This is a genomic window from Methylophilus sp. Leaf408, from assembly GCF_916856905.1.
In the GTDB taxonomy this organism is placed as follows: domain Bacteria; phylum Pseudomonadota; class Gammaproteobacteria; order Burkholderiales; family Methylophilaceae; genus Methylophilus.
This window is the reverse complement of sequence record NZ_CAKASK010000001.1, coordinates 34,618-57,097: the sequence shown is the minus strand read 5'-3', so window position 1 is coordinate 57,097 and position 22,480 is coordinate 34,618. Positions and strand designations below refer to the sequence as shown.

The window sequence follows — 22,480 nt, the reverse complement described above, 5'->3', positions numbered from 1 at the left end:
ATTCAGGAAAGCTCCACCTGGCTCAGCTGCTTAGCCAACTGCTTTAGATCAGCCAACGATGTCGATACCGGCTTGCCTGCGAAAAAAGCTTGCTGTATCTCCTGATAAAATGCCTGCAACTGGGTTTGATAAGCCGTGAGCACAGTATGCGTAGAAGTCACCTGGGTTAAATTTTCAGCGGTCACCGCGACGCCGGCAAACTGGTCCATGGCGCGGCTGATCAGCTGCATGGCTTGTTTTGCGGCTTCCTGTGGATTGCCTTTTAATTTGCGAATCTCGCGCCATGCTTGTCGGAAAGGCATGTTTTTTTCTTGTGGCAACTGGACCCAGCCCATGACCCAGGCGATGTAGACCAGACTGAGCACTGCCAGGCTTAACCAGCCAGCCAGTATCCATAATTGTTTGGCTAGTGCCCATTCAGGTAATGGCGAATCCGGATAAAGCTGGACGTGCGCCTGATCAATACGCGCGGGCAAAAGACTGGAAACAATGACTTTATCTGCCGGCACATCAATGGTCAGGCGTTGCTGTTCTTTCTTGAATTCAAGATGCAATTTTTTTAAAGGCATGATCCTGACTGAATCACCAGCCACGAATATCTGCCAGTTTATGTCCAGATGTATCAGACGCTCGGTTTTTGAGTCAGTGGTCGTCCAGTGTGCGCTCCTTAACTCAATAGCCTCGTTCTGGGCGGGCGCTGGCAAACTGGCGGGATCGAGTTCAAATCCTGGCGGCACATGCAGCGTGATATGTTGCCTGGCGATGCTGCCCAGGGTGTAATCTGCTTCACGCGTGCTGCTTTCGGCCTTTAACTGGAAGCTACTTTCCACAGCATGTGCATTGCTGAATAAACACAGGCAAAACAACAGACCGCCAATCAATGGCTGCACGGTTTTGCAATCAATCCATACCCTCATGCCATGGTCTCCATCAGGTGGCGGCTGATCTCTTCGGCCTGCCACTGTGGCACAAGCCATAACGGCGAGCGCGTGCCAGCTTTCATGAATTGTGAATTGAGCATATGTTTCTGTTGTACTAGGTGAGCACCGATTTGCGGATGCAAGCGTTTACGCAACATCCAGCTACGCTCTTCGCCGCTTTCCATATCCCGTAACCTCGCCCAGCCAAAAGCCGGCATTCCTTCCGTCGCAGACTGGTCGCGTAAGACCACAGGAATCACATCGTGTGCTTGCGCGGCTTTAAGGGTTTGCTGTAATAGCGCCGTATCCCAATAAAAATCAGAGATTAAAAACACCAGCGCCCGTTGCGGGCCTATCTCCTCAATTGCCGCAGGGATGGCTGAGGCATTGCGCCCGGACACGGCATGATTGCTTTGCCAGTATCGCGTGATTTTTTCTGCCACCACTTGTGCGGTGCCGGTTTGAAAAGTAGGCGGGATTTGCCACGACGACTGCACATCATCATTGGCGGCAGCCATGCCAAAAGCATCCCCTTGCCGATTGGCTGACCAAGCCAGTGCAGTCACGAATTCGGTGACCTGCTGACGCATATTGGCCTGCCCCTGAAACAACATCGAGCTGGACACATCGACAATGGCAAATACGCGAACGGCAGCGCGTTCCAGGTAAGTCCTGACCAGCCATTGCTGGGGCACAGTGCGTACACTGGCGCGAATATCAATCCGCTTCGGGTCAGGACAGGCCAGCAGATTAGCGAAACCTGCAAAGTCACTGCCATTGCCGTGATGGGAAGTCAGGTTGGCACCCGCGTGATAAGTACGTGAGCGCCAGTGAATATTGTAGAAAAACTGGCGTGGCTCAAACGCAGCATGTACGCGAGCAGGATAGCTTTGCATCACTGAAAAATCTGCCGTGGAATGTGTGGAAATAGCCATAGGGAAAACTGCCAGTAAACAAGCCAGAGCCGATTAAGGCGCAGAGACTTTATCCAGCACCGCTTGCAGCAGCAGTGGCGCAAGTCGCTCGTGTTGCAAAGCATAAGCGCCATTGAAAAACACACGGTGCTTGACCACTACAGTCCATACCGCGCGAATATCATCCGGAGTGAGGTAATCGCGGCCTTCCAGCCAGGCACGTGTGCGTGCGCTACGCATCAGCATCGCCATACCGCGGGGGCTGGCACCACCAGCTAGTAATCGCGACATATCGACATCGGGCAATTGGATACCTGCTGCCATAGGGTCTTTCAGTACACGCCATAATTCAACTGCATAGTTTTGCAATGGTATTTCTGCCCGTACCGACGCCTGCACAGCTTCAGCGACGATGTTCAACTGGTCATAAGGCGTTAATCCTGAAGGTGACCGACTGATGAGCGCATCGACATCGTAATAGCGGGTATCAAACATTAATGCTCGCTGCAGTTCCGGCTCATCCGGTGCTTGCACTGAAATCTCCATCAGGAAACGGTCACGCGCCGCTGCTGGTATTTCAAACGTTTCTTCACGCTCCAGCCGGTTACGGTCAGCAAACACAGTCAGGTGCGGGAAATGATACTCACGGTTAAATGCATTGACTGACCGCTCAGCCATTAACCGTAAAAACAAAGCATGCGCCTGTGGCCGGGCACGATTGATCTCGTTAAAGAAAAACACCGCCAGTGCCTCTTCATGCTGCAGTAACGGGCCCGGCTTAACCGCGGCCTGCCCCTGCTCATTGATGAACGCGTTGTAGAGAAAGTCGCTGGGCATCAGATCGATGGCCCCTTCGATACGCTGATAGCCACCTCCCACCAGATGCGCAGCCGCCCGCAATAAAGTGGTTTTGCCTACGCCCACATCGCCTTCCAGCAACACATGTCCACGCGAGAAAATGGCAATTGTCAGTGCACGGATTTGTGCCGGCATCCCGACAACCACTGCATTCAACGCCTGCTCAAAAGCCAACGCGCGCTCACGCCAGGCTGGTAATTCAATTTTATTTTGCATACACACCAACTCTAATGAAACAGGCCACTGCCGACTGCATACAATCGACACCGGTTTGCCACATACCAAGGAATGAAACTGGCAACAGACATAACGCAAGTTGCCTGGGGAAACACTGAATAATTGGCTACACATGTAAATTGCAGCGTTGCGCGGTACTCAAAATCCTCATGTACTTGTATCTAAACTGCAATAAGTACACTCCGGCTTCTGCGTGCTGCGTTTTGCCCTTTGCACGTTCGCTCAACTATCCAGTACTTCCTTTTTGGGGGGAGACTTCAGATTACTTCACGTCAAACACGAAATTACCGCTGGATTTTGCATTTGCAAGTCGTTTTGCGTTACGTTCATCCATCGCTTTAATCGACTGCTCTTGCTTGTTGAGTTCAACCGGATCATGTTTCGGGTCATATTTCGAACCCGCAATTTTTTCCGGATAGCCAGGTTTGGCTTCCCAGCAGTTTCCTGGCTCTTTACAGTTTTGACCGTCATAAGCCAGAGCCTGATTGGACACTGCAAACACACTGGCAACTGCCAGTAATGCTAATACGTGTTTCATCACTTTCTCCTTCATCACAAATTAGCTGGTGTATTGTTTTCTATTAACGGATTGCCCACCAGCCTAACAATCCGATAATCGGATCAACCGTGCGGCGCTGCGCCACCGTTTTTGACGTTTTCTTCGGCCTGGTGGCGGATCCAGGCAATCACCAGCAGGATTTCATCTACCGTCATCCGGCCTTGCTGCGGGCCCATCATGCCGGCAGCGCCACCATAAATGGTTTCAAAAATGCCCTTATCGGTTTCGTTTTTAGGATAAGTCCAGTAATCATCCGCCAGCGCCGGGCCCAGCTTGCCTTCGGCCAGATGACCATGGCAGCCGGAACAGGCGGTGGAGAAAATCGTATAGCCTTTTTTCACTGCTTCCGCATCGCCGCGGTAGGGGTTATCGCCGGTGGCCATAAAGTGTTTCGCTTCAGGCGTAAAGGTTTCCCCCTCCATTGGCGAAAGATCCAGCACATCGCCAGAAAGTGTGCCGCGAAACTCCTGTGCCGGTCCATCTTTCAACACCACTTTGGCAGCAGGTTTACTGGCAGCACTGTCTGCCTTGGCAGGTGATTCATCTTTGGCGCAAGCAACGGTAAGGAAAGCCGCCATCACCAGTCCCGATACACCAAACGTCATCGCCAGTTGTTGCTTCACGCGCCATGATTGAGAACTTTGCGACGGGGATTGTTGAGATTCTTTCAATTCAAACTCCAAAAACGTGATTAATTAATATTGAGTAACGGAATACCTTCATCCTTGAGGATGGCGGTAATTTCAGCGCCCTGGGTGTCAATGACACGGTTGAGGGTCTCTACCAGTTCAGGATGCTGTTTGCTGACGCCCATGGCGACGTTGTAATGCATGGGGATTTTTTCGCCATTGGTCTTTTTGGCAGTGTCTTCCACCATCACCATATTCAATGGCACTTCAGAGGCACGCACGTAGCGTGCGGCTTCAGGCGCCCACAACATCGCCATATGCAGGTGCATGTTTGAAACATCATTCACCAGCCGCGATGGCTCGACGTGCACGTAACGGTTACGCGTGGACTGGAAATTCTGGATTTCGGTGAAGTAATCAAACATATCGTCAAAACGGTTGATTTGCAGCAACATGTTTTTGCCAGGGCTATCCGGCATGACACCGATACGGAAATTCTTTTCCTTTAAATAGGGGTGGTCCCAGGAAGTGATATCGATCTCACGGTCTTTGCGGGTGATAAACACATACCCGGAGCTGTAATAAGGTTTAGTGGTTAATACACGTGGGTCACTCGGGTCGGTACCAATCAGTACATCGCATTTTCCCTCCTCCATGTCTTTCTGCAGCGTCAGCGGATTGGTCCACCAGAAATAATTCACCGGGACATTCAATGATTTGCCAATCACCGCCGCAATCTTGTTTTCAAAGCCTTGCTTCTGGTCATTGGAAAAAGGTAATTCGGATTTGCCGGCACAGATATTCAGTGCGCTGGCAGCATGTGCAGGAAATGCAAACACGCTTAGTGTGACTGATAGGCAAATGCTCAACCAGGTACGACGATTTTTTTCAACTTCAGGAAACATTTGCTCTCTTCTCCGTACTTAGAGAACAGGATGACCGGCCATCCTTGGGTCTGACGGCCATCCTGTACACTACATCAACAGATTCACTGTCTGATTACAGACTGAACACCATCAGGCCACCGCCCATTTGTGTGTGGTTTTGCAGTTCTTTGAACGCACCAACCGCACCCAAACCGGCACTAGGGTCAGTCAGGTCAAATACCAGACCAACACCTGGCCAGCCGCCAACACCATACATGCTGCCAACGTACTGCTTGCCTTTGTAGGAGTAAGTCATAGGAGAACCGATACCACCGGATGGCATCTTGAAGTTCCACAGTTCTTTACCGTCTTTGTTATCCAACGCTTTCAGGTAACCGTCCAGTGTTGCGTACCAGACCAGGCCGCCTTTGGTGTACAAAGTACCGCCCCAGGCCGCAAATTTCTCCCACTTGGTCCATTTAGCTTTACCAGTGGTCAGGTCAAATGCGCGGATCTGGCCCATTTCTTTTTTGGTCGGGCCGTTAGGTCCTGGGTACATCGCCAAGGTTGCGCCCACGAAGAACTGACCTGCACGGTATGGCAGCATGAACGGCTCCCAATCCATACAAATGTGGTTCAGGCCAGCGTACAAGGTACGGCTTTCCGGATCGTAGGAGTCAACACCCTGGTTGTGGAAGCCCATCGCAGATGGACAAATATTGGTACCTTTATGGTCCATACGGGTAGCAAACTCTGGATCACGGACTGGTGTACCGGTTTTCAGGTCCACTTTCTTGAACACGTTCACTGCCGGATCCACTTTTTCAGCAACGATCAGGCTGCCGTTTTCGCGGTTCAATGTGTACAAGATACCGTTACGGTCGATGTGGCTCAGCAGCGGAGTCACTTTGCCGTTGACCGGCTGGTCAGTCAGCACCATCTGGTTCACACCAGCAAAATCCCACTCGTCATGAGGTGTTTTCTGGTAGCCCCATTTAGCCATACCGGTGTCCAGGTCACGGCCCCAGATCGTCATGGTCCACTTGTTGTCGCCAGGACGCATGGTTTCGTTCCATGGTGCCGGGTTGCCTGAACCGTAGTAGAACAGGTTCAATTTTGGATCATAGGCATACCAGCCCCAGTTTGTACCGCCACCAATTTTCCAGGCATCGCCTTCCCAGGTTTTTGTACCCAGGCCGAATTGACCGTAGTGTGGATTGTCTTTGTTGAAGTCTTTTGCCAGACGCACAGAGTCATCTGAACCGGTCGCAAATGCACGCCATTTCAACTCACCTGTTTTCAGGTCAAAGGCATTCACAGCACCACGTACACCCAGTTCAGCACCTGAACAACCGATCAGTACCGTATCTTTAGCGACGAATGGTGCCTGTGTCAGTGTGGAACCCACTTTCGGATCACATACTTCCACTTCCCAGTTGGTTTTACCTGTTTTAGCATCCAGCGCCAGCAAGCGACCATTGGCCTGCTTCTTCACGATTTGACCAGCACCATATGCCAGGCCGCGGTCAACCACGTCACAGCACATCACTGCTTTGGTTGAAGCATCTTGCTTGGGTTTGTGCTGCCAGACGATTTTGCCCGGGTCGCTTAAATTCAATGCGTATGTATTGTTAGGAAACGCAGAGTGGATGTACATCATGTCACCAATGACCAATGGCGCACCTTCGTGACCATTCAGTACGCCGGTGGAGAATGACCACGCCGCTTTTACGTTTTTAACGTTGGATTTGTTGATTTGCGCGAGTGGGCTGTTGTGCTGGCTATAATAGCCACCCGTTGCAATCGGCCATGCACCCGGGGTATTCACCACCTTGTCCAGGTCTGCATCTGCCATGGCCAGGCCGGAAAAGCTGGCGAACAAGCCTCCGACCAAAGCACCAATAATGGCGCCAGATGATTTTACTTTCATACTTTCTCCTAATCTCTCAAGAATGCGTTTTACGTGGTGTCACGGGCATCCCCCCGAATGCCGCAGTTCACGACCGAAATTGTTAATAATTTGTAACAAAGGCAATAGATGAAAGATTCCCTATGATGACTTCAAGAATTCATTCGTGAAGACTGGCAATTAACGGGAATTTTTCACGGGGTGCTGGCGATGGATGTGGTCTATAGTTGCGCAAGTCGGGAGCAAGATGCTCTCAGCGCAGTTTTTAAGTCTTTGGTCCTTTAGTTATGCATTCTTATAACCGGTCTATCCCTGTGGTTGATGTCACTCATAAATTCGGCAAACAAAAAATCGCCACACCAAAATTGGGCAGGTTTACATTAGGCCGCCCAGGTCAGGACACGCTCATCGTAATCGCGGGCGTGATACTGACGTTCTTTCTCTCCTCAGAGTTTGATTTGGCCGAGCGCATCAATGCGTGGTTACTTACCTATGAATACGCTCAACTGGATGAAATCCCGCTGACTTTATTTGTATTTGTGCTGTTGAGTGTGTGGTTTGGTCAGCGGCGCATGCGCGAAATTAACGCAGAAATCCAGCGCCGCAAGCAAACCGAGTTGCAATTAAGTAACAGCCAGTTGCTGTATAAAACATTATTCGACGGCGATTTAACCGGCAATGTCGTGCTGGATTTAAATGGCAATATCGGCATGCATAATCGCGCGTTTGACCGTATCTGTCGTTTGCTCGACACAGACAGCAATGCCCGCCGCCTGTTTGCCTTTGACTGGGCAGAATTTGTCATCCAATTACAGCAGCATCAGGAAATCAATTTCAGCAAACTGCAGATCCAGCGTCCTGATGGCCTGCCCTGCTATGTCGGTGCGCGGTTTGTATATGTCCCGGCAGAGGGAAATACCGGCGAAAAAAATAGTGCTGCAATCCACGGTTACCTGGTCGATATGACTGAGCAATGCCTGGTAGAACTGGATCTGGAACGCACCCTGAATGAAAACCGTATCCTGGCGCGTCATGCCATGCAGGTACAGGAACAGGAACGCAAATACATCGCCAGTGAAATTCATGATGAAACCGGCCAGTATCTGACTGCGATCCGCATGGATGCGCTGGCATTGCAAAAAAGTACACCGGCGCAAGCCAATGTGATTGCCGTCAGGATCGCTTCGAATACCCAGCATGTGCAGCAATCCATTCGCGTGCTGATCAAGCATCTGCGGCCACCGGCACTGGATTCACTTGGCTTGATCGGTGCAGTTGAGCGCCTGATTAATGACTGGAAAAAACTCAATACGCAGGTGGAATGCCATGTGCAACTGGACACCAGCGAGCATGTGTTGAGCGAAGATATTAATATTGTTGCCTTCCGTGTCGTGCAAGAGGCGCTGACCAATATCACGCGCCATGCACATGCCAGCGAAATATGGATAGACATCCAGGTAATCAAGCGGCAAGAAGTGCCTATGCTGCAGATCGAAATTCGTGACAACGGCAAAGGCATGGATACCACGCAATCTACCGAAGGCGTCGGCCTGGTTGGCATGCGTGAACGTATTGAGTCACAACAAGGCAGCTTCAAACTGATGAGCGGCCTGGATGCCGGCACGCTGATCACCGGATTGATTCCGTTACAAGGGCAAAGACAACCACCGTTTAAACCCGCCTCTTTACCGTCTGACTCAGGAGTAAATGAATATGCCACATCCTAAATGGTTAGCTTTGATTGCGCTGGCGTTGCCTTTGATGGTATCTGCCAAAGAGTTAAAAACCGAAGAACGACCTTTTCTTGATGCCTACAGTGGCAGGTCACGCCAGTATGTTGAAGAAAATTTGGGCAAACCGGTCAAAAAAGAAACGGCTATCAAGCCGCACAATGCAGACCAGATTTTGCAGGAAAAAGGCCAGGCGATTTCAGGCAATGGGGAAAATGTCGAAATGTGGTATTACCGCGGCAAAATCCAGTACGCACCCAATAAGTACTTCAATACCGCCGAACTGACATTCGCCAATGACAAGTGCGTCAACATCACCTTTGCCAACAAGAAATAAGCGCGTATGGCAAAAGTAATGATTGCTGATGATCATGCCATGCTTAGACAAGGTCTGCGTACCTTGCTTGAGCAGGCTAATCACGACGTGACCACCGATGCGCTGAATGGTGAAGAAGCCTGCGTTCTGGTAGAAAAGCATCATCCCGAGCTATTAATTCTCGATCTGGATATGCCAGGCATAGGTGGGCTGGAAACACTGAAACGTATATTGCACCGCAAACCGCAAATGCGGGTGCTGGTGTTCAGCATGCATGATGATTGCATCTATGCGACCCGCGCCATCCAGGCTGGTGCACGCGGCTATGTGACTAAAACAGAGCCACCGGAAATCGTATTGGAAGCTGTGCAAAAAATACTGAAAGGCGGACGTTACATCAATAACGACCTGGCACAAAGCTTATCCATGTATCACCTGGAGAGCCCGGAAAATCCGATTCAAAGACTGTCGCCGCGCGAATTTGAAGTGTTCAGGCGCATTGCACAGGGAGAAGCCCTGGCTGCCATCGCCAAGGGTATGCATATCGGTTACAAAACCGTGGCCAATATTCAAACCAATGTTCGGCAAAAGCTCGGGGTGGAAACCACCGGCCAGGTGGTCCATATCGCGGTACGCTTCGGCATTATCAAAGGCCTGTAACGCCGTTTTCTGGATATCCCATATGATTCTGGTCATTGCCCGTAAAGAACTGCGCAGTCTATTCGCCACCCCGATGGGCTGGCTGGTGCTGGCTATTTTCCAGGCCATTGTCGGCACTTATTACAGCCTGAGTTTTAACCAGTATTTTGAAATCATGCAGAGCGCACAATGGCAGGTGCAACGGATAGGCATCACGCAATTTATGGCAGAAGGTGTATTTGGCGTGGCGGCGGTATTGATGCTATTTGTCGTACCGCTGGTGAGCATGAAATTGATCAGCGAAGAGCGCAAAAACCAAACCATGGCCTTGTTGATGAGCTCGCCGTTATCAATGAGCGAGTTGATTCTGGGCAAGTTGCTGGGCATTGTCAGTTATCTGAGCCTGCTGATTGTGACGATGGTGCTGATGATTGCCATGATGTTGCCATGGGCTGAAATAGATATCCCGTATCTGCTCACGCACGCGCTCGGGTTATGGCTGTTAGTGGTCGCCAGTAGTGCGCTTGGCTTGTATATCTCCTGCCTGACCGCCAACCCGATTCTGGCGGCATTTGGTAGCCTGTCGGCGCTCACCATCTGCTTGTTGCTGGACAAGTTTTTTGCAGATAATAACCAGGTGCTGTTTCACGACTTTTCACTGATGCAGCATTACCGCCAGTTTGCGCTAGGCATGTTGAATAGTTTCGACGTGTTATTTTTTGTGCTGTTCTCGACGTTTTTTGTGCTGCTATCTATCCGTCGTTTAGATGCTGATCGACTGTATGGCTAATTCATCCAGACTATCCAAAACCAGGCAATCCCTGACGCAGGCATGGCAGCATCGCCTTGTGGTGCCGGGATTACTACTGCTAACCCTGGCGCTGGGCATATTGGCCTGGCATTTTAATATCATTACCGATCACACCAACAATCGCCGCAACACGCTTTCCAAAGAAAGTATCGAAGTGTTGCAAGCATTGCCAGGAACGATAGAAATCAGCGCTTTTTGCAGCAATAGCCCTTACAAAGGCCGCTATTTCAGGAAGTCAATTCTGGCGCTGGTACAACGCTACCAGCATGTTCACCATGCTATGCATCTGCAGTTTATTGACCCTTCCATTTCGCCGAGATTGGCGCGCGAGCATCAGGTCAAAAAAGAAGGCGAAATGATCATCCGCTATCGCGGGCAACTAAAGCGCATGTACCTGCCATACACCGAAGAAGCTTTTACCAATGTGCTGTTGCAACTACAACATGGCGAGCGAGCGCCATTGTTATTCTCCACCGGGTTTGGCGAAACGGCATTGGATAATGAAGCAGCCAGTGGTGCCAGTCATCTGGCAGAGGCGATGCGTGCTGCCGGATTGCAGGTAATCAGCAGCACTGGTTTTGAACACGATTCAACGTTAGAAACAAATCTGGCAACAAAAAATTTTCCTATAAAAAAACTGCCAACACTGGTGCTCGCTGGCGCGACACATCCCTACACACCGGTTCAGGTCAAAGCTATTCAATCCCATATCAGTAAAGGCGGCAGCCTGATTTGGCTGGTAGATAATCCATCCACACAGGGCCTGGCCTCTTTAGCAGAAAGCCTGGCACTTAATATCAGTGAAGGCATGGTGATAGATCCCGCCAACAGGCAGTTCGATATCCCCTTGCATGCCTTAAGTACGCAACGCTATTCCGGGCAAGGGCCAACACAGGAGTTTGCCCTGCGCACATTTTTTGACCAGGCACATGCCATCGTGCGCTATGGTCAGCCAGAAGACTCATGGCGTACCTTGCCAATGGTTGCGGCGGCAGAACGTGGCTGGACGAGCAAGAGCTATCATCCTGAACAGCCCGAAAAGTTACCTGCTTTTAACTCGGAAACAGATAGCCAGGGCCCAGCAACCATTGCCCTGGCCCTGGAAAAAACGCGCCCCTCAGGCGAGCTGCAAAGAATTATGGTGATAGGCAGCGCAGGATTTTTTAGCAATGCGCAGCAGCAAAGAGGTGGCAATCTCGCATTTACCATGCAGAGTTTGCAATGGATCGTGAATAACCAACCCAGCATCACCCTGCCTGTAGCACCGTTGCGCGATAGCATCATTTTGCTACCGTCCCAACAAACCTGGCTAATGATCCTGTTTAACGGTTTCCAGTTTGGCCTGCCGGCAGTGTTCTTCCTGGCAGGCTGGCTCACCTGGCGCAGGAAGCATCAGCACTAGCTTTTGCTATGAATTACTGTGGCAACAAATATCTTGATGCACAGTAAAACTTCGGCAATATTTATACGGTCATTTTCAAACTGTTAAAGCCAGTAACTCTGGTTTATAACTCTATTTGTTAAGCACCTATCTTAACCAAGCGCCTTCACAAAGAAAAAGCCCTGGCATAACCAGGGCTTCAGACATCAAATACTATCAGTTATAAACCAGACAGACCTTTTTCAATCGCCTTGTTGTGTGTAGGCTCGGTTGCTGGCTCAGCAGCTGGAGCAGCCACTGGCAACTCAGGTTTCGCAGCAGTTGGGGCAGTCGCTCCAGGCACAGCAGCTTCACTGTTATTCAATGTCAGTTTTGAGAAATCACCATAGAATTCCACTTTGGCTTCTTTGCGTAGTGCGGCCACTTCATTTTTAATCAGTGTTTGCTGGCCGGAATTCACAAGGTATTGCTGGATGACCGGTTTGGCTTTTTCAACATCTACAGGCTGTCTGTCGACTTTGGCCAGGAACAAAAGCACCAGCGCATCAGGTCCTTTGACAATCAGTGTATCGCCGGTTTTAAGCGTATTAAGTTTTTTCAGCAAATCAAGTGGTAACTGTTCAGCTGCTTTTCTGCTGGCATTGGCATTAAATACATAGTTATTGTCTTTCAGCCATTTACCGAGGTCGTCAGCAGTTTTTGCAGCACTGATACCGGCTTCAATCTCGCTGGCATGCTGATTGCCGTCTTTAACGACAAATTCCTGAATTACATAGACATTACGCTCACTGAACAGCTCAGGATGGGTATCGTAAAACTTTTTGATATCGTCACTTGAAGGTGCGGCCTGTTTGGCAGACACTTTTTGCATATAGGCTTGCGCCAGTATCTGCTGTTTGGTAGCCTCAAGCACTTGTAGCACATTCGGGTCGCGATCAAGTTTCGCATCAATTGCTTTTTGTTTGAGCAACTCTATGTCTACCATTTGCTGCAAGACTTTTTCTGAAGCTGGCTTAAGTTGCGCCTGGTCGATCTTGCCGGCTTTGGACAGCGCAAAGTTTAGCTGATGCACCGTGATTTCATTTCCATTCACCTTGGCAACCACTTGCGTAGATCCCTTGCCTGCTTCTTCGTGCTTGCTGCATCCTGCCATCACCAGCATCAAAGCCGGTACGATCAATGCGATTTTTTTCATTATCACCCTTTAAAATAAATTCGTATTTATTGTGTTTATATTACTGGCGTACCGGGCTCTCCCCGCCTACACCTGAGCATCTTCATTTCATCTAAGCATGCGCTCAATTATTCACAATGCATGTTAACACACTCTTTTTACCAGTATTGCCAGTGCCCGCCAAACACCACCCATGCGCCAAGCACGGCATTGGTAATCATATGGGCCAATACAGGTATCCAGAGTACCTGGAATCGACGGTATAACCAGGCATATACCAGTCCTGCCAACAACCCTGCTAACCAGAGCTGATGTTCAATTGCAAATAATACGCTACTTACCACCACTGCATAAGTACCCACATGGGCTGGTGAGACAGACATAAACTCGCTATGTTCCAGCCTGCGCATCAAATACGAGCGCCAGAACAATTCTTCTATGATGGGCACCACCAGCGCAGAGCCAGTCCAGCGGCAAACCAGCCAGAATATATCGATTGCATTGTGCATGGGCATGGCTTTACCATCACCCGCAATGTAGCCGCCCATCCATTCAGGATAAGGAAATATCCAGATAACAAACACCAGCAGTCCACTCAGGATGGCGATGACAACCTGCTGGAAAGTTGGCGTCAGCGAAAACTCAACATAATGGCGATGGTAATAAAGAAGCAAGGCGACAGCTGCCAGCGTGCGTAACAGGTAGGTTGGTTGCGTACCCAGCCCTAGCCACGTGAGGCCTGAGGCAAGCAAAGGTTCGCAGGCGAGCAAAAGGATAAAACCGATAAACGGATAAATGCGGGCACGCTCATGCAGCGTAAAAAAAGATTGCAGTCTGGAAAACATCATCAAGCCAATACTTAAAATAACAAAACGCCCAACCAGAGCAAATTCAGGGCGTTGCTATTGTATCAACTTTATTTTCAATCAGTTGCGCCCGTTTATCCTGCAGGATATTTTCCAGCTCAACCCGCTTCAGCTGGAAGAAAGGTTCAGCACGCATGATTTTCTGGTAAGTGCTGGCATCGGCATACAATCCAATCAGGTCATTGCCATAGGCATACAGTCGGCTGTTTTTTTCCTCACAGGAGACTAATTGCTGGTGAGCAGTGCTGACATTCGCAAGCAGTTTCTTGCGCTGCTGATCATTCACGTCCAGGTCAGATTTGGCCAGCTTAAGTTGTTGTTCGATGCTCTCAAGGCGTTGCGTTTGTTCAGCGAGTTGCGACTGCAACTGCTGTAATTGAGCGGAAAGCACAGTTTTTTCCTGTGTCAGCTTCTGTGCCTCAGACTGCAATTGCTGGTTGCGCCGGGTTTGCCCTTGCAACTGTACGGAATGCGAACGCTGAGCACTCTGTGCCTGATTCAGGGCATCTGACATATTTTTCTTTTCCTGCTCGAACTGCGTCTGCATCGCACTCTTTTCCGCTTCCATATCCTGCTTCATCTTCTGCATCAGGATGTTGGCACGCTTGGCCGCTTTGTCCTGTTTTTCGGCCGCATAGGCCGGAGTTTGCATAATCGCGAGAAAGACAGCGGTGATTAACAATAAGGTGGATTTCATATTACCTCCTAGAAGCGTGCATTCAAGTCAATCAGCAACACATCCACCGAGTATTTCCACGGGTCGTTAGCGGGGTTCAGCAATGAGGTGGGGCTGCTGATAGTATCTGCACTCATATAACGTGCGCCGATCCAGGCATTCTTGTCTATGGCATAGTTAGCATACACATACCAGCCCTTGGCATTTGTACCGCCCAGCCTGAAGTTGGAATCAGTGAAGCCATCCATGACTGCATCGGCCTCCAGGCGTTTATAGCCTAACGATACCTGCCATTCGTGCTTGTTCACGTTCTGTACATAAGGGCCGAGAAAACTGGTGTTGCCCACATCGATCCTGAAGTTATAACCTTCATTTTCTTCTTTGTACTCATTGCCGGTACGTTGCAGGATCTCGTCCTTGTCAAAACCGATGTTCTTCACATAATCGCCAGTAAAGGTGACATGCACCGGATCAAAGTTCATCAGGTCGATCTGTGCCATCAGGTTGACCAGTTCGAACTTGGAAGCAAGGCCAATGATGGTAGGATCAGAGGCACCCAGGTTATTGGCATTAATATCGAAGGTGTTGTTACCACGCTGCCGCCACTGCGGGGCGGTATCATCATAGTCACGCAAGCCCAGTGTATTCAGCTGACCTTCAACGTTCTTGAAGTCATGGTAGGCAGCAGCCAGTTTGACTGAAGACTTGTTAGGTGCCGTCCACTGGATACCAGCCTGGGCGGAATATAACCACTTATCCCTGGCTTTATTAATGACAGATGACTCTATTTCTTCAATAGGGAATGCGCCCACTGTACCGAATGCTGACCAGCGCTCGTTGAATTTTGGGGTGACATGCGCGACAACTCCATCAAATGCCAGGTCAGGATCCCATAACAGGTCGGTATACATAAACGGGTTGGCAAAACGGCCGCCTGTCACGCTAGCCCAGTCATTCAGCTTGGCATGCAGGAAGGCTCGATCTAGCGTGAACATGTATTTGCCTTGGGCGATGCCTTCAGTCTGGTTGGGAGTAACCGGTGTGGTCTGCTGTCCGGTGACGAACTGCAGGCCGCCGCTCAGCCAGTCGTTGATCTGCATATCCGCAGCCAGGCGCGCACGGATACGGGCACGACGACGCTCGTCGGTGGAGTTCAACACATTCATGTTCCGGTTAACATCATTGAGACGGAAGATATCAGTGTTATCTTCTTCAAACTCATCCGCCTGACCACGCAAACGGATATCCCCATGGAAGCTGATACGGTCTATCCACTCAGGCACACCCAGACGCTCACCGGCTTTATAGTTCAGCTTTTCCATCACGTCATGCTCGATTTCCTCACGCATGGCCTGTTTGACGTGCTGCGGAATATATTGCACACGCACGGTCTTTTCATCCATGGCCTTGCTGACTTCATTTTTGACATCATCACTTACTTCAGCCTGCTGAGTAGCCTGTTTGGCATCGGCAGCCGCTTTCTGCAGCAAGGCATCCGCTTTCTGCTTGGATAACACGCCTTCCTGCACCAGCAATTCAATCAGGTTAGTCGTCGTAGCTCGCAGTTGCTCAAGCGACTCGCGTTCGCCCGCATGCGCACTCCCTGTCGCCAGCAAGTGGGTAAACAGCCAAACGGCAACGGTCGTTCTTTTTAAGGGGGTATTGAGAGTCTGCATATCCTCACTCACAGTGTTTTGGTTTGGCACATTGGTAATGTGTATTCATGAATTAGCCCATTTTTTTTGCCGATATCCGCAAGCGGATAGGCATCGGCATATTTTCAGGCGGGCTGTCCTGCATGGCCGGTAAATCATTCAGGGCTTCACGTATCCCTTGTTCGATTTCTGGCGTGGTATCAGACTGGTCGACTGACAATCTTTCAAATTGGCCGTTAGGTTTCAACCAGACGCTAACCACAATTTTGTATTGGCCCTGGGTCAGTTTTTTGTCGCGCTCGATGGCACGTTCAATCTGTGATTTCACCAGCCCGGCATACCAGCGGAATTTGACACCTCCATCAGACCCTATCGTCGCTACCGCGCCACCTTTGTATTCGTTATTGACAGCGCCAGACTGAAACGGGCTTGGCCCATCACCTGCCGCGCCTTCCATTTTTAAAGTCTCGGCCGGAGGTGTCTCAGCGGGTTTCGGCTCTGGTTCTTTAGGTGCTTCCTTGGGCTGCTCTTTTGGCGTTTCCTTTGGCGGCTCTTTTGGAGGTGGCGGTGGTGGCGGAGGCGGAGTATCCGGCAGCAGTTTCACAGTGGTGATCTGCTTTTTATGGGTTGGACCACCACCCAGCAATTTCTTGATGCCATAACCGATGCCCGTCAGAATTGCCAGGATCAGCAAGGCGATTGCCATGCGGGTGATCCAGACACGCGCAGTTGACACCTGCACCTGGTCAGACGTGACGTTTAAATCTTGCAGATCCATAAATCAGGTCCCGATCTTGCCCGTGACCAGGCCGACATTTTCAATTTCGAGACGATTGACCAGGTCAATCACTGAAATCACGCCGGCATAAGGTGCCTGTGCCTGGCCCTTGATCATGATGTTGACCTTGGGGTCCATCGCTTTGGCCTGGTTCAGCTGTGTTTCCAGCTCCGCCATGCTGACACCTACCCCGTTAATGGTCAGCGTGCCGCCCTGCTGCACCTGCACGATTTTCATATCGTGTTTTTCGGTGCTTGGCTTGTTGGATGGTTTGGGCAGATTCATGGTCAGGCCCTGCACCCCAGCTGTCGTCATCAGGATAAAAATCACCAGCAGTACATAGGCCAAGTCCAGCATGGGCGTAATGTTGATGGTGTCGTAGGGTTGTGCGTCGTTTTGGACTTGCATGCTTACTCCACAACCTTCTTAGTCACTAGGCCAACTTCAGTAATATCCAGCCGCTTGCAGATTTCCAGCACTTCAGACACCTTTTCATAATGCGCAGCCGCATCACCTTTCAGCACTACCGGCAACTCGGGGTTGCTGCCTTTATATTCGGCCAGGCGCTGTTCCAGTTGCGCCATATCTACCGGAAAAGCATCGAGGTAAACGCTGCCGTCACTTGTCACGGTAATGGCACGCATTTGCGGCTTTGCCAATGCAGCAGAGTTCACGGTATGTGGCATGTCAACCTTGACGCCCTGTACTGACGCGGTGGTCATAATGATAAAAATCACCAGCAATACATAAGCCAGGTCGAGCATGGGCGTAATGTTGATTTCATCGTAAAGCTGGTTCTCTTCCTTGACGCCTTCTGACATCGCGCGGCCTTATTCCTTACCGTACAGTTCAGCGGTACGGGTAATGAATTCATCGACGAAAATCTGCATGGCGATGGTGATGTTTTTCACACGGCTGGCCAGGTAGTTGTAGCCAAACAGCGCAGGGATCGCCACACCCAGACCGGCGACTGTAGCCAGCAACGCAGCCGCAATACCAGGCGCAATCGCGTTGACGTTCACATCACCCGCAGCCGCAATCGCGGCAAAGGTAATCATCACACCCACCACCGTACCCAGCAGGCCGAGGAAAGGGCCACCGGAAATCGCAATGGTCAGTAATACCATCATGCTGTTCATGCGCTGCGTTTCACGAACCAGGTCGGCATCAACGGCAGCTTTAATCGCATCGATGGAGGCACCACCCAAGGACACTTTGCCATCATGCTCACGCTTCTTGATTTCACGCAGTCCGGCTTTATACAGGCCAAACAGGTTGGAGTTTTTATAAGTGCCAGTCTTGTCCAGGTTCAGCAAATCCTGGGTAGAAGCTTGCTGGAAGCGTTTGAGGAACAGTGCATTATCCTTGTCGGTAATAGTGACCAGACGGGCCTTGCTGAACATCACCCATACACTGATGGCGAACATCACCGCCAGAATCGCAATCACCACCTTGGCATCGACTGTCAGGCTGTCGATCAGGATGCCCATATAGTTGGCTTCCCCTTCTTCTTCGCCTTCGCCCTCACCAGCCGGTGTGACCTTGACCAGTTTGGCATCGGCACCTTGTGACTGTGCAACCAGGCTTAACCAGGCGGCACTCCGTGCAGTGGAAGCCAGTTGCAATTCGTCAATCTCGGCATTCAATGCATCACCAACCGCCAATGTTGCTGCCGCCTGGGCATCATTAGCCGCCGCCTGGCCAACCGATTGACCATTGATATAAAGCACCGCCTGACCGCCCTGGAACACCAGTGCGATATGCTGCCATTGACCTGGTTTCAACTCCCCACCGTTAACAGTCGCTGCGCCAGCCTGTAATACCAGGGCATTGCCATTCAGTTTCAGGCTGACGTTGCCACTCTTTAATACTTCTGCGGTTTGCGGCAGGTTGGCCGGCTTCAACCAGACTGACCAGGTGGCGCCATTGGCTAACTGCGGTGCTGCCGGCAAAGTAATCGTCAGCGGACTATTATTGAGGGTTGCACTTTCTGCGATCAAGCCTGCTTTTTGCTGGGTCGCATTACCACTGGCTGTCAGTTGGCTAGGACCGCTATCTTTCAATAAGGCTTTATCAGAAAAAGCAAAACGGGCCAGCAGTGCCGGATCATTTAAAGCTTGTGCATCACTGGTGGCTTTAGCGCTTTCATTTCCGGTATACAAACCAATCGCCAGATCTTTATTCGCTGAAGATAATTGCGGTAGCACTACCCAGGCCACGGCCAGCTCATTCACCGCGTCATACTTCTCTAATGAGAACTTGAGTTCTGTTTTGTCATCTGCGGCAATAATGCGGATATCCGAGCCATCTACATTGGCGCCGGTAAAGTCAAAATTACCTGAATGCAGGCGAACCAGCACCGGTGCCTGGTTCACGGCTTCCTTGATATTGGCGGTATCAATCGTGATTTTTTGTTGTGTTGCCCAGTCTGCATTCCAGGCAGCTTTCACCGGTAAAGCAAGGGTCAACAAACAGAGGCTGGTTAATAAACCAAGGGTAGACTTCTTCATATCCATCGCAGTCGAGTTAATTCGAGGTGCAAGTCTATAGAGCGAATGTTGCAGAGAAATTAAGATCGGACTAGGCGGACTAGTTTTTTTATTTTCATAAAAAAAACAGCCCGGCAAAGCCGGGCCAAGGTAGGTGTTTCTGCCTGTTCACAGGTCGTAGTAAAAGTAGGTTAAACCTTTTATTTTGGATGGCGGCGCGCTGCAATGTAGCCCATCAGACCAAGGCCGACCAGAATCATGCCGGACTGTGTTGGCTCAGGCACTGCTGACAATGTGTAAGTCAGGTTGCCAGCACCGGATAAACCCAGTGAGGTATCGTAAGCAAAGAATGCATCGCCCGTGTTTGACAGACCAGCAATCAGACTGAAACCAATCGCTGGATTGGTAGCATCTACTGACCATTCGATACCGGTAAACACGCCATCCTGGAATACTGCAGTGGCTGGCGCTAGTGCAACTGTGCTCAGATCAAACAATGTGCTGCCAAAATTGAATTGCAGGCTGCTCAGGTTGAGCAGTTCAGTACCGGAAGACAACAGGCCGGCATCATCAAAGCTGAACTGGCCCTGGTAGGTGGTACCGTTGTAATGACCGGAATCCACTGCACCGGATAATTGCCAGGACTGGATGGCCGCTTGTGCAGGTAACACGCTGCTCATTAGCGCGATCAGTGCTGCTTTTTTAATTAAAGATTTCATCATGTGTTCCTCTAGAAAGAATTAATCGGCAAAAATTAAAGAATAAAGTCTCTGGCAGGAGCAACCTGCTTGGCGGTCAGCCCTTTCAGGGTGACCAGTGTTTTAGCGGCAGCCGTGCCTGCAGCCCCATCGGTATCCACCAGCACCTGCACGCCACCTGTCACATCCAGCAGCTTGATATATCCTTCTGCAATCGCGGCATTGGCTGAAACACCCAGCGAAGCCAGCAATGCGCTTAACTGTAATTTGTCGGCATATGGGGTAAAGTCAGTGATAGTGTCACCAGCTTCACGCATGCTGTTGTAGACGAATACATCGTTACCTGCGCCGCCGGTCAGCGTATCTACGCCCAAACCGCCATTGATGATGTCGTCACCGCCAGTGCCCACCAGTACATCTCGGCTGGCAGTACCAGTACGTGTCACGCCAGGAGTACTAGTAGCAATCGCCAGGTCAATCAGACGACCACCCTTGTCATACTGGTTTTCCAGGCCGTAGAAGTTAACAGTGATTTCATCGCCATCGGCATTATTCAGGCGACCCAGGCCACCTTCAGCTTTTGGTGATTGAATGTAATTGGCCAGGGCTTCCTGGTAGGTGATGGTGAACGGGCTGTCTTCGAATACCACGTTGTTAGCAGCGAAAGGGAAGCCATCACCGCCAGCGGCAGTGAAGTCTATCGTTGTGAACGAGAAGGTACGACTGTTGTTGACAACAACGCCGTTATCAATCAGCACAGTGCCGTCATCCAATACCACGCGTTGCACGCGGTTACCGGTGCCTTTAGTCGTTCTGGCAACATTGGTACTGTTGTAAATCACTTGCATACCGGAAATTTGCGGGTAACGGCCATTGGCACGACCTGTCGGGCTGGTGTCGCCATAACCATGTTCGAGCAAATCTTTCAATTGCGTGGCATTCACTGCTGGTGCGCGTTTGACCAGATTGGTAAATGGCAGGATATTGAACGTGTCGCCAACAGACACATTACCAGCGGCAGCAATATTGGTACGGATCCCGCCACTGTTCTGCATCGCGACTTCGGTTTTACCGGCAAAGCGCATTGCATCGGCAACCAGGTCACCCAGGCCAGTTTCTGCGTTACGAACACCGGCCACAAATGTGCATGGCAAAGCAGCACACGTAGTGTGTGTCGGGCCATTCAACTTAACCGCTGTCGTGCCAATGATTTGTGCATTCAGCACAGAAATATAGTTCTGCACTGGCGTCACTACCTGTGCTTTAATCGTTGCATCCCCGGCTACGCGGTCTGCATCGGCAGCGGCACCGGTCACGCGCATCATTTTGCTGGATTCAATCGACACAAATTTACCATTGCTGTCATCAATCGTGAAATTGACCTGGCCCACATAACGGTTACCAAAGTGGCTGGTTAATACCGGCACTGTTTTGCCGTTCGCATCCACAGCATTTACCGGGTGTGAAGTGAACGTGGCGGCTACGCCACCATTGATCAGCGCATCATCAGGGTCCACCATCAACTCATGGCCGCCACCAGACAATACCAGGTCAACACCGGTCAGCGCCGGAATCACCACATTGATCTCGTTAGCTGCATTTTGCAGGTGGCTCATCAAAATCACTGTCGTCACACCTTGCTCACTACGCAGGCGGGTGATTTCGGCCTGGATAATAGGAATCAGCGCTTGCAGGTTTTGTGCTTCAGTATTGCTGGCATCGTAGCCAATCACATTCACTGCACCAGGGGATGAGATACTTGGCAATAACGGTGTCGTCGCGCCTACCAAGCCGATTTTATGACCGGCAGTGGTGGTGATCACTTTGGAAGGTGCTACCTGGCCGCTGGCTTTCAATGCGCTGAATTCTGAGGTGGCATTGAAATTCAGGTTGCTGGAAAGATAAGTGCTGCCGGATACTTTCGCAAAACGCGCAGCCACTTGCGGGCCGAGGTCAAATTCGTGGTTACCGAACACCATGGCGTCAAAACCAATCTGGCGTAAAGCAATCGCATCATAAAAATCCTGGCCTCCATCGCTAAAGCTGTTAGCCAGGTTATTCAAGCTGGCCGTAAACCGAGGGCCTGGCAAAAATGCATCACCGGCATTCAGTTTCAGTACTGTACGGCTTTGCGCCACAGCAGCTGTTTCGGCATTTTTAATCACAGAGGCAAGACGGTCAACGCCACCGTAAAACGAAATGGCCTGGCCGGCGTCATCGCGCAAGTTACCTTGTGCAGACAATAACCAGCTTTCCTGGTCACCTACGTGTAATACAGTCACGCCTTCTGCCAAGGCGCTACCGGCAGTGAATGCCAGCGCAACGCATACAGTTAATTGTTTCAGTTTAAACATGTTCTTCTCCATGGAGTGCCG

General features: G+C 50.6%; 22 protein-coding genes. 5 read left to right on the top strand and 17 right to left on the bottom strand.

Features of this window, described 5'->3' with window-relative positions; translation table 11 throughout:
* Positions 1-2: 2 nt before the first annotated feature.
* The 7 genes from LPA26_RS00225 to LPA26_RS00195 form a co-directional block, all read right to left on the bottom strand.
* Positions 3-917, bottom strand: coding sequence for a hypothetical protein (locus LPA26_RS00225; RefSeq protein WP_229006870.1), 915 nt, complete (start codon positions 915-917; stop codon positions 3-5).
* Positions 914-1,855, bottom strand: a complete 942-nt coding sequence (locus LPA26_RS00220; RefSeq protein ID WP_229006869.1) for a DUF58 domain-containing protein — start codon at positions 1,853-1,855, stop codon at positions 914-916. Before LPA26_RS00220 ends, LPA26_RS00225 begins: the two co-directional genes overlap by 4 nt.
* Before the next feature lie 33 nt (positions 1,856-1,888).
* Positions 1,889-2,908 carry a MoxR family ATPase gene (locus tag LPA26_RS00215; protein WP_229006868.1) on the bottom strand — a complete coding sequence of 340 codons (1,020 nt, stop codon included), beginning with the start codon at positions 2,906-2,908 and terminating at the stop codon, positions 1,889-1,891.
* Between the two features lie 283 nt (positions 2,909-3,191).
* The gene (locus LPA26_RS00210; RefSeq protein WP_055870596.1) at positions 3,192-3,467 is read right to left on the bottom strand and encodes a methanol dehydrogenase [cytochrome c] subunit; all 276 of its coding nucleotides are present in this window, start codon (positions 3,465-3,467) and stop codon (positions 3,192-3,194) included.
* A gap of 83 nt (positions 3,468-3,550) precedes the next feature.
* The gene (moxG, locus tag LPA26_RS00205) at positions 3,551-4,159 is read right to left on the bottom strand and encodes a cytochrome c(L), periplasmic (protein ID WP_229006867.1); all 609 of its coding nucleotides are present in this window, start codon (positions 4,157-4,159) and stop codon (positions 3,551-3,553) included.
* 20 nt (positions 4,160-4,179) lie between these two features.
* The gene (moxJ, locus tag LPA26_RS00200; RefSeq protein WP_055829924.1) at positions 4,180-5,022 is read right to left on the bottom strand and encodes a methanol oxidation system protein MoxJ; all 843 of its coding nucleotides are present in this window, start codon (positions 5,020-5,022) and stop codon (positions 4,180-4,182) included.
* 94 nt (positions 5,023-5,116) lie between these two features.
* The gene (locus LPA26_RS00195) at positions 5,117-6,913 is read right to left on the bottom strand and encodes a methanol/ethanol family PQQ-dependent dehydrogenase (protein ID WP_055829926.1); all 1,797 of its coding nucleotides are present in this window, start codon (positions 6,911-6,913) and stop codon (positions 5,117-5,119) included.
* A 266-nt stretch (positions 6,914-7,179) separates the two neighbouring features.
* Between LPA26_RS00195 and LPA26_RS00190 the strand changes: the two genes are divergently transcribed.
* Genes LPA26_RS00190 through LPA26_RS00170 form a run of 5 tightly spaced genes read left to right on the top strand, consistent with a single transcriptional unit; the run spans position 7,180 to position 11,790 of the window.
* Positions 7,180-8,619 (top strand): sensor histidine kinase, encoded by a 1,440-nt coding sequence (locus tag LPA26_RS00190; protein ID WP_229006866.1) that lies wholly within the window; start codon positions 7,180-7,182, stop codon positions 8,617-8,619.
* Entirely contained in the window at positions 8,600-8,959 is a 360-nt protein-coding gene (locus LPA26_RS00185) for a hypothetical protein (RefSeq protein ID WP_229006865.1), read from the top strand. Before LPA26_RS00190 ends, LPA26_RS00185 begins: the two co-directional genes overlap by 20 nt.
* 6 nt (positions 8,960-8,965) lie before the next feature.
* Complete coding sequence (locus LPA26_RS00180) at positions 8,966-9,598, top strand: response regulator transcription factor (RefSeq protein ID WP_055829931.1); 633 nt, start codon at positions 8,966-8,968, stop codon at positions 9,596-9,598.
* 22 nt (positions 9,599-9,620) lie between these two features.
* Positions 9,621-10,367 carry an ABC transporter permease gene (locus tag LPA26_RS00175; RefSeq protein ID WP_229006864.1) on the top strand — a complete coding sequence of 249 codons (747 nt, stop codon included), beginning with the start codon at positions 9,621-9,623 and terminating at the stop codon, positions 10,365-10,367.
* Entirely contained in the window at positions 10,360-11,790 is a 1,431-nt protein-coding gene (locus LPA26_RS00170) for a DUF4350 domain-containing protein (protein WP_229006863.1), read from the top strand. Before LPA26_RS00175 ends, LPA26_RS00170 begins: the two co-directional genes overlap by 8 nt.
* A 199-nt stretch (positions 11,791-11,989) precedes the next feature.
* Here LPA26_RS00170 and LPA26_RS00165 read toward each other — a convergent pair whose 3' ends face one another.
* From LPA26_RS00165 to LPA26_RS00120, 10 genes are all read right to left on the bottom strand, one after another.
* Complete coding sequence (locus tag LPA26_RS00165) at positions 11,990-12,964, bottom strand: EpsD family peptidyl-prolyl cis-trans isomerase (protein ID WP_055870588.1); 975 nt, start codon at positions 12,962-12,964, stop codon at positions 11,990-11,992.
* Between the two features lie 137 nt (positions 12,965-13,101).
* Complete coding sequence (locus tag LPA26_RS00160) at positions 13,102-13,791, bottom strand: CAAX prenyl protease-related protein (protein ID WP_229006862.1); 690 nt, start codon at positions 13,789-13,791, stop codon at positions 13,102-13,104.
* 43 nt (positions 13,792-13,834) lie between these two features.
* Positions 13,835-14,506: a hypothetical protein gene (locus LPA26_RS00155; protein ID WP_229006861.1), complete on the bottom strand. Its 672-nt coding sequence runs from the start codon at positions 14,504-14,506 to the stop codon at positions 13,835-13,837.
* A gap of 8 nt (positions 14,507-14,514) precedes the next feature.
* A complete protein-coding gene (locus tag LPA26_RS00150) occupies positions 14,515-16,161 on the bottom strand; it encodes a putative porin (protein ID WP_229006860.1) in 1,647 nt (548 codons plus the stop codon).
* A 52-nt stretch (positions 16,162-16,213) separates the two neighbouring features.
* Complete coding sequence (locus LPA26_RS00145) at positions 16,214-16,918, bottom strand: TonB C-terminal domain-containing protein (protein ID WP_055870579.1); 705 nt, start codon at positions 16,916-16,918, stop codon at positions 16,214-16,216.
* A gap of 3 nt (positions 16,919-16,921) precedes the next feature.
* Positions 16,922-17,326, bottom strand: coding sequence for a biopolymer transporter ExbD (locus LPA26_RS00140; protein WP_055829945.1), 405 nt, complete (start codon positions 17,324-17,326; stop codon positions 16,922-16,924).
* A gap of 2 nt (positions 17,327-17,328) precedes the next feature.
* Positions 17,329-17,739 carry a biopolymer transporter ExbD gene (locus LPA26_RS00135; RefSeq protein WP_055829947.1) on the bottom strand — a complete coding sequence of 137 codons (411 nt, stop codon included), beginning with the start codon at positions 17,737-17,739 and terminating at the stop codon, positions 17,329-17,331.
* 9 nt (positions 17,740-17,748) lie between these two features.
* On the bottom strand, positions 17,749-19,428 hold the full coding sequence (locus LPA26_RS00130; protein WP_229006859.1) for a MotA/TolQ/ExbB proton channel family protein: 1,680 nt from the start codon (positions 19,426-19,428) through the stop codon (positions 17,749-17,751).
* Positions 19,429-19,607: 179 nt separating this feature from the next.
* The gene (locus tag LPA26_RS00125; protein ID WP_229006858.1) at positions 19,608-20,129 is read right to left on the bottom strand and encodes a PEP-CTERM sorting domain-containing protein; all 522 of its coding nucleotides are present in this window, start codon (positions 20,127-20,129) and stop codon (positions 19,608-19,610) included.
* 32 nt (positions 20,130-20,161) lie between these two features.
* Positions 20,162-22,459: a 5'-nucleotidase C-terminal domain-containing protein gene (locus LPA26_RS00120; RefSeq protein ID WP_229006857.1), complete on the bottom strand. Its 2,298-nt coding sequence runs from the start codon at positions 22,457-22,459 to the stop codon at positions 20,162-20,164.
* Positions 22,460-22,480: the final 21 nt, after the last annotated feature.

What these genes read in the sequence shown, in the direction of transcription:
- LPA26_RS00135 (WP_055829947.1), bottom strand. Translation starts at nt 17,739, where the DNA reads ATGTCAGAAGGCGTCAAGGAAGAGAACCAGCTTTACGATGAAATCAAC.
- LPA26_RS00195 (WP_055829926.1), bottom strand. Translation starts at nt 6,913, where the DNA reads ATGAAAGTAAAATCATCTGGCGCCATTATTGGTGCTTTGGTCGGAGGC.
- LPA26_RS00130 (WP_229006859.1), bottom strand. Translation starts at nt 19,428, where the DNA reads ATGAAGAAGTCTACCCTTGGTTTATTAACCAGCCTCTGTTTGTTGACC.
- LPA26_RS00140 (WP_055829945.1), bottom strand. Translation starts at nt 17,326, where the DNA reads ATGCAAGTCCAAAACGACGCACAACCCTACGACACCATCAACATTACG.
- LPA26_RS00150 (WP_229006860.1), bottom strand. Translation starts at nt 16,161, where the DNA reads ATGCAGACTCTCAATACCCCCTTAAAAAGAACGACCGTTGCCGTTTGG.
- LPA26_RS00210 (WP_055870596.1), bottom strand. Translation starts at nt 3,467, where the DNA reads ATGAAACACGTATTAGCATTACTGGCAGTTGCCAGTGTGTTTGCAGTG.
- LPA26_RS00215 (WP_229006868.1), bottom strand. Translation starts at nt 2,908, where the DNA reads ATGCAAAATAAAATTGAATTACCAGCCTGGCGTGAGCGCGCGTTGGCT.
- LPA26_RS00175 (WP_229006864.1), top strand. Translation starts at nt 9,621, where the DNA reads ATGATTCTGGTCATTGCCCGTAAAGAACTGCGCAGTCTATTCGCCACC.
- LPA26_RS00125 (WP_229006858.1), bottom strand. Translation starts at nt 20,129, where the DNA reads ATGATGAAATCTTTAATTAAAAAAGCAGCACTGATCGCGCTAATGAGC.
- LPA26_RS00145 (WP_055870579.1), bottom strand. Translation starts at nt 16,918, where the DNA reads ATGGATCTGCAAGATTTAAACGTCACGTCTGACCAGGTGCAGGTGTCA.
- LPA26_RS00160 (WP_229006862.1), bottom strand. Translation starts at nt 13,791, where the DNA reads ATGATGTTTTCCAGACTGCAATCTTTTTTTACGCTGCATGAGCGTGCC.
- LPA26_RS00185 (WP_229006865.1), top strand. Translation starts at nt 8,600, where the DNA reads ATGAATATGCCACATCCTAAATGGTTAGCTTTGATTGCGCTGGCGTTG.
- LPA26_RS00180 (WP_055829931.1), top strand. Translation starts at nt 8,966, where the DNA reads ATGGCAAAAGTAATGATTGCTGATGATCATGCCATGCTTAGACAAGGT.
- moxJ (WP_055829924.1), bottom strand. Translation starts at nt 5,022, where the DNA reads ATGTTTCCTGAAGTTGAAAAAAATCGTCGTACCTGGTTGAGCATTTGC.
- LPA26_RS00170 (WP_229006863.1), top strand. Translation starts at nt 10,360, where the DNA reads ATGGCTAATTCATCCAGACTATCCAAAACCAGGCAATCCCTGACGCAG.
- LPA26_RS00165 (WP_055870588.1), bottom strand. Translation starts at nt 12,964, where the DNA reads ATGAAAAAAATCGCATTGATCGTACCGGCTTTGATGCTGGTGATGGCA.
- LPA26_RS00220 (WP_229006869.1), bottom strand. Translation starts at nt 1,855, where the DNA reads ATGGCTATTTCCACACATTCCACGGCAGATTTTTCAGTGATGCAAAGC.
- LPA26_RS00225 (WP_229006870.1), bottom strand. Translation starts at nt 917, where the DNA reads ATGAGGGTATGGATTGATTGCAAAACCGTGCAGCCATTGATTGGCGGT.
- LPA26_RS00155 (WP_229006861.1), bottom strand. Translation starts at nt 14,506, where the DNA reads ATGAAATCCACCTTATTGTTAATCACCGCTGTCTTTCTCGCGATTATG.
- LPA26_RS00120 (WP_229006857.1), bottom strand. Translation starts at nt 22,459, where the DNA reads ATGTTTAAACTGAAACAATTAACTGTATGCGTTGCGCTGGCATTCACT.
- LPA26_RS00190 (WP_229006866.1), top strand. Translation starts at nt 7,180, where the DNA reads ATGCATTCTTATAACCGGTCTATCCCTGTGGTTGATGTCACTCATAAA.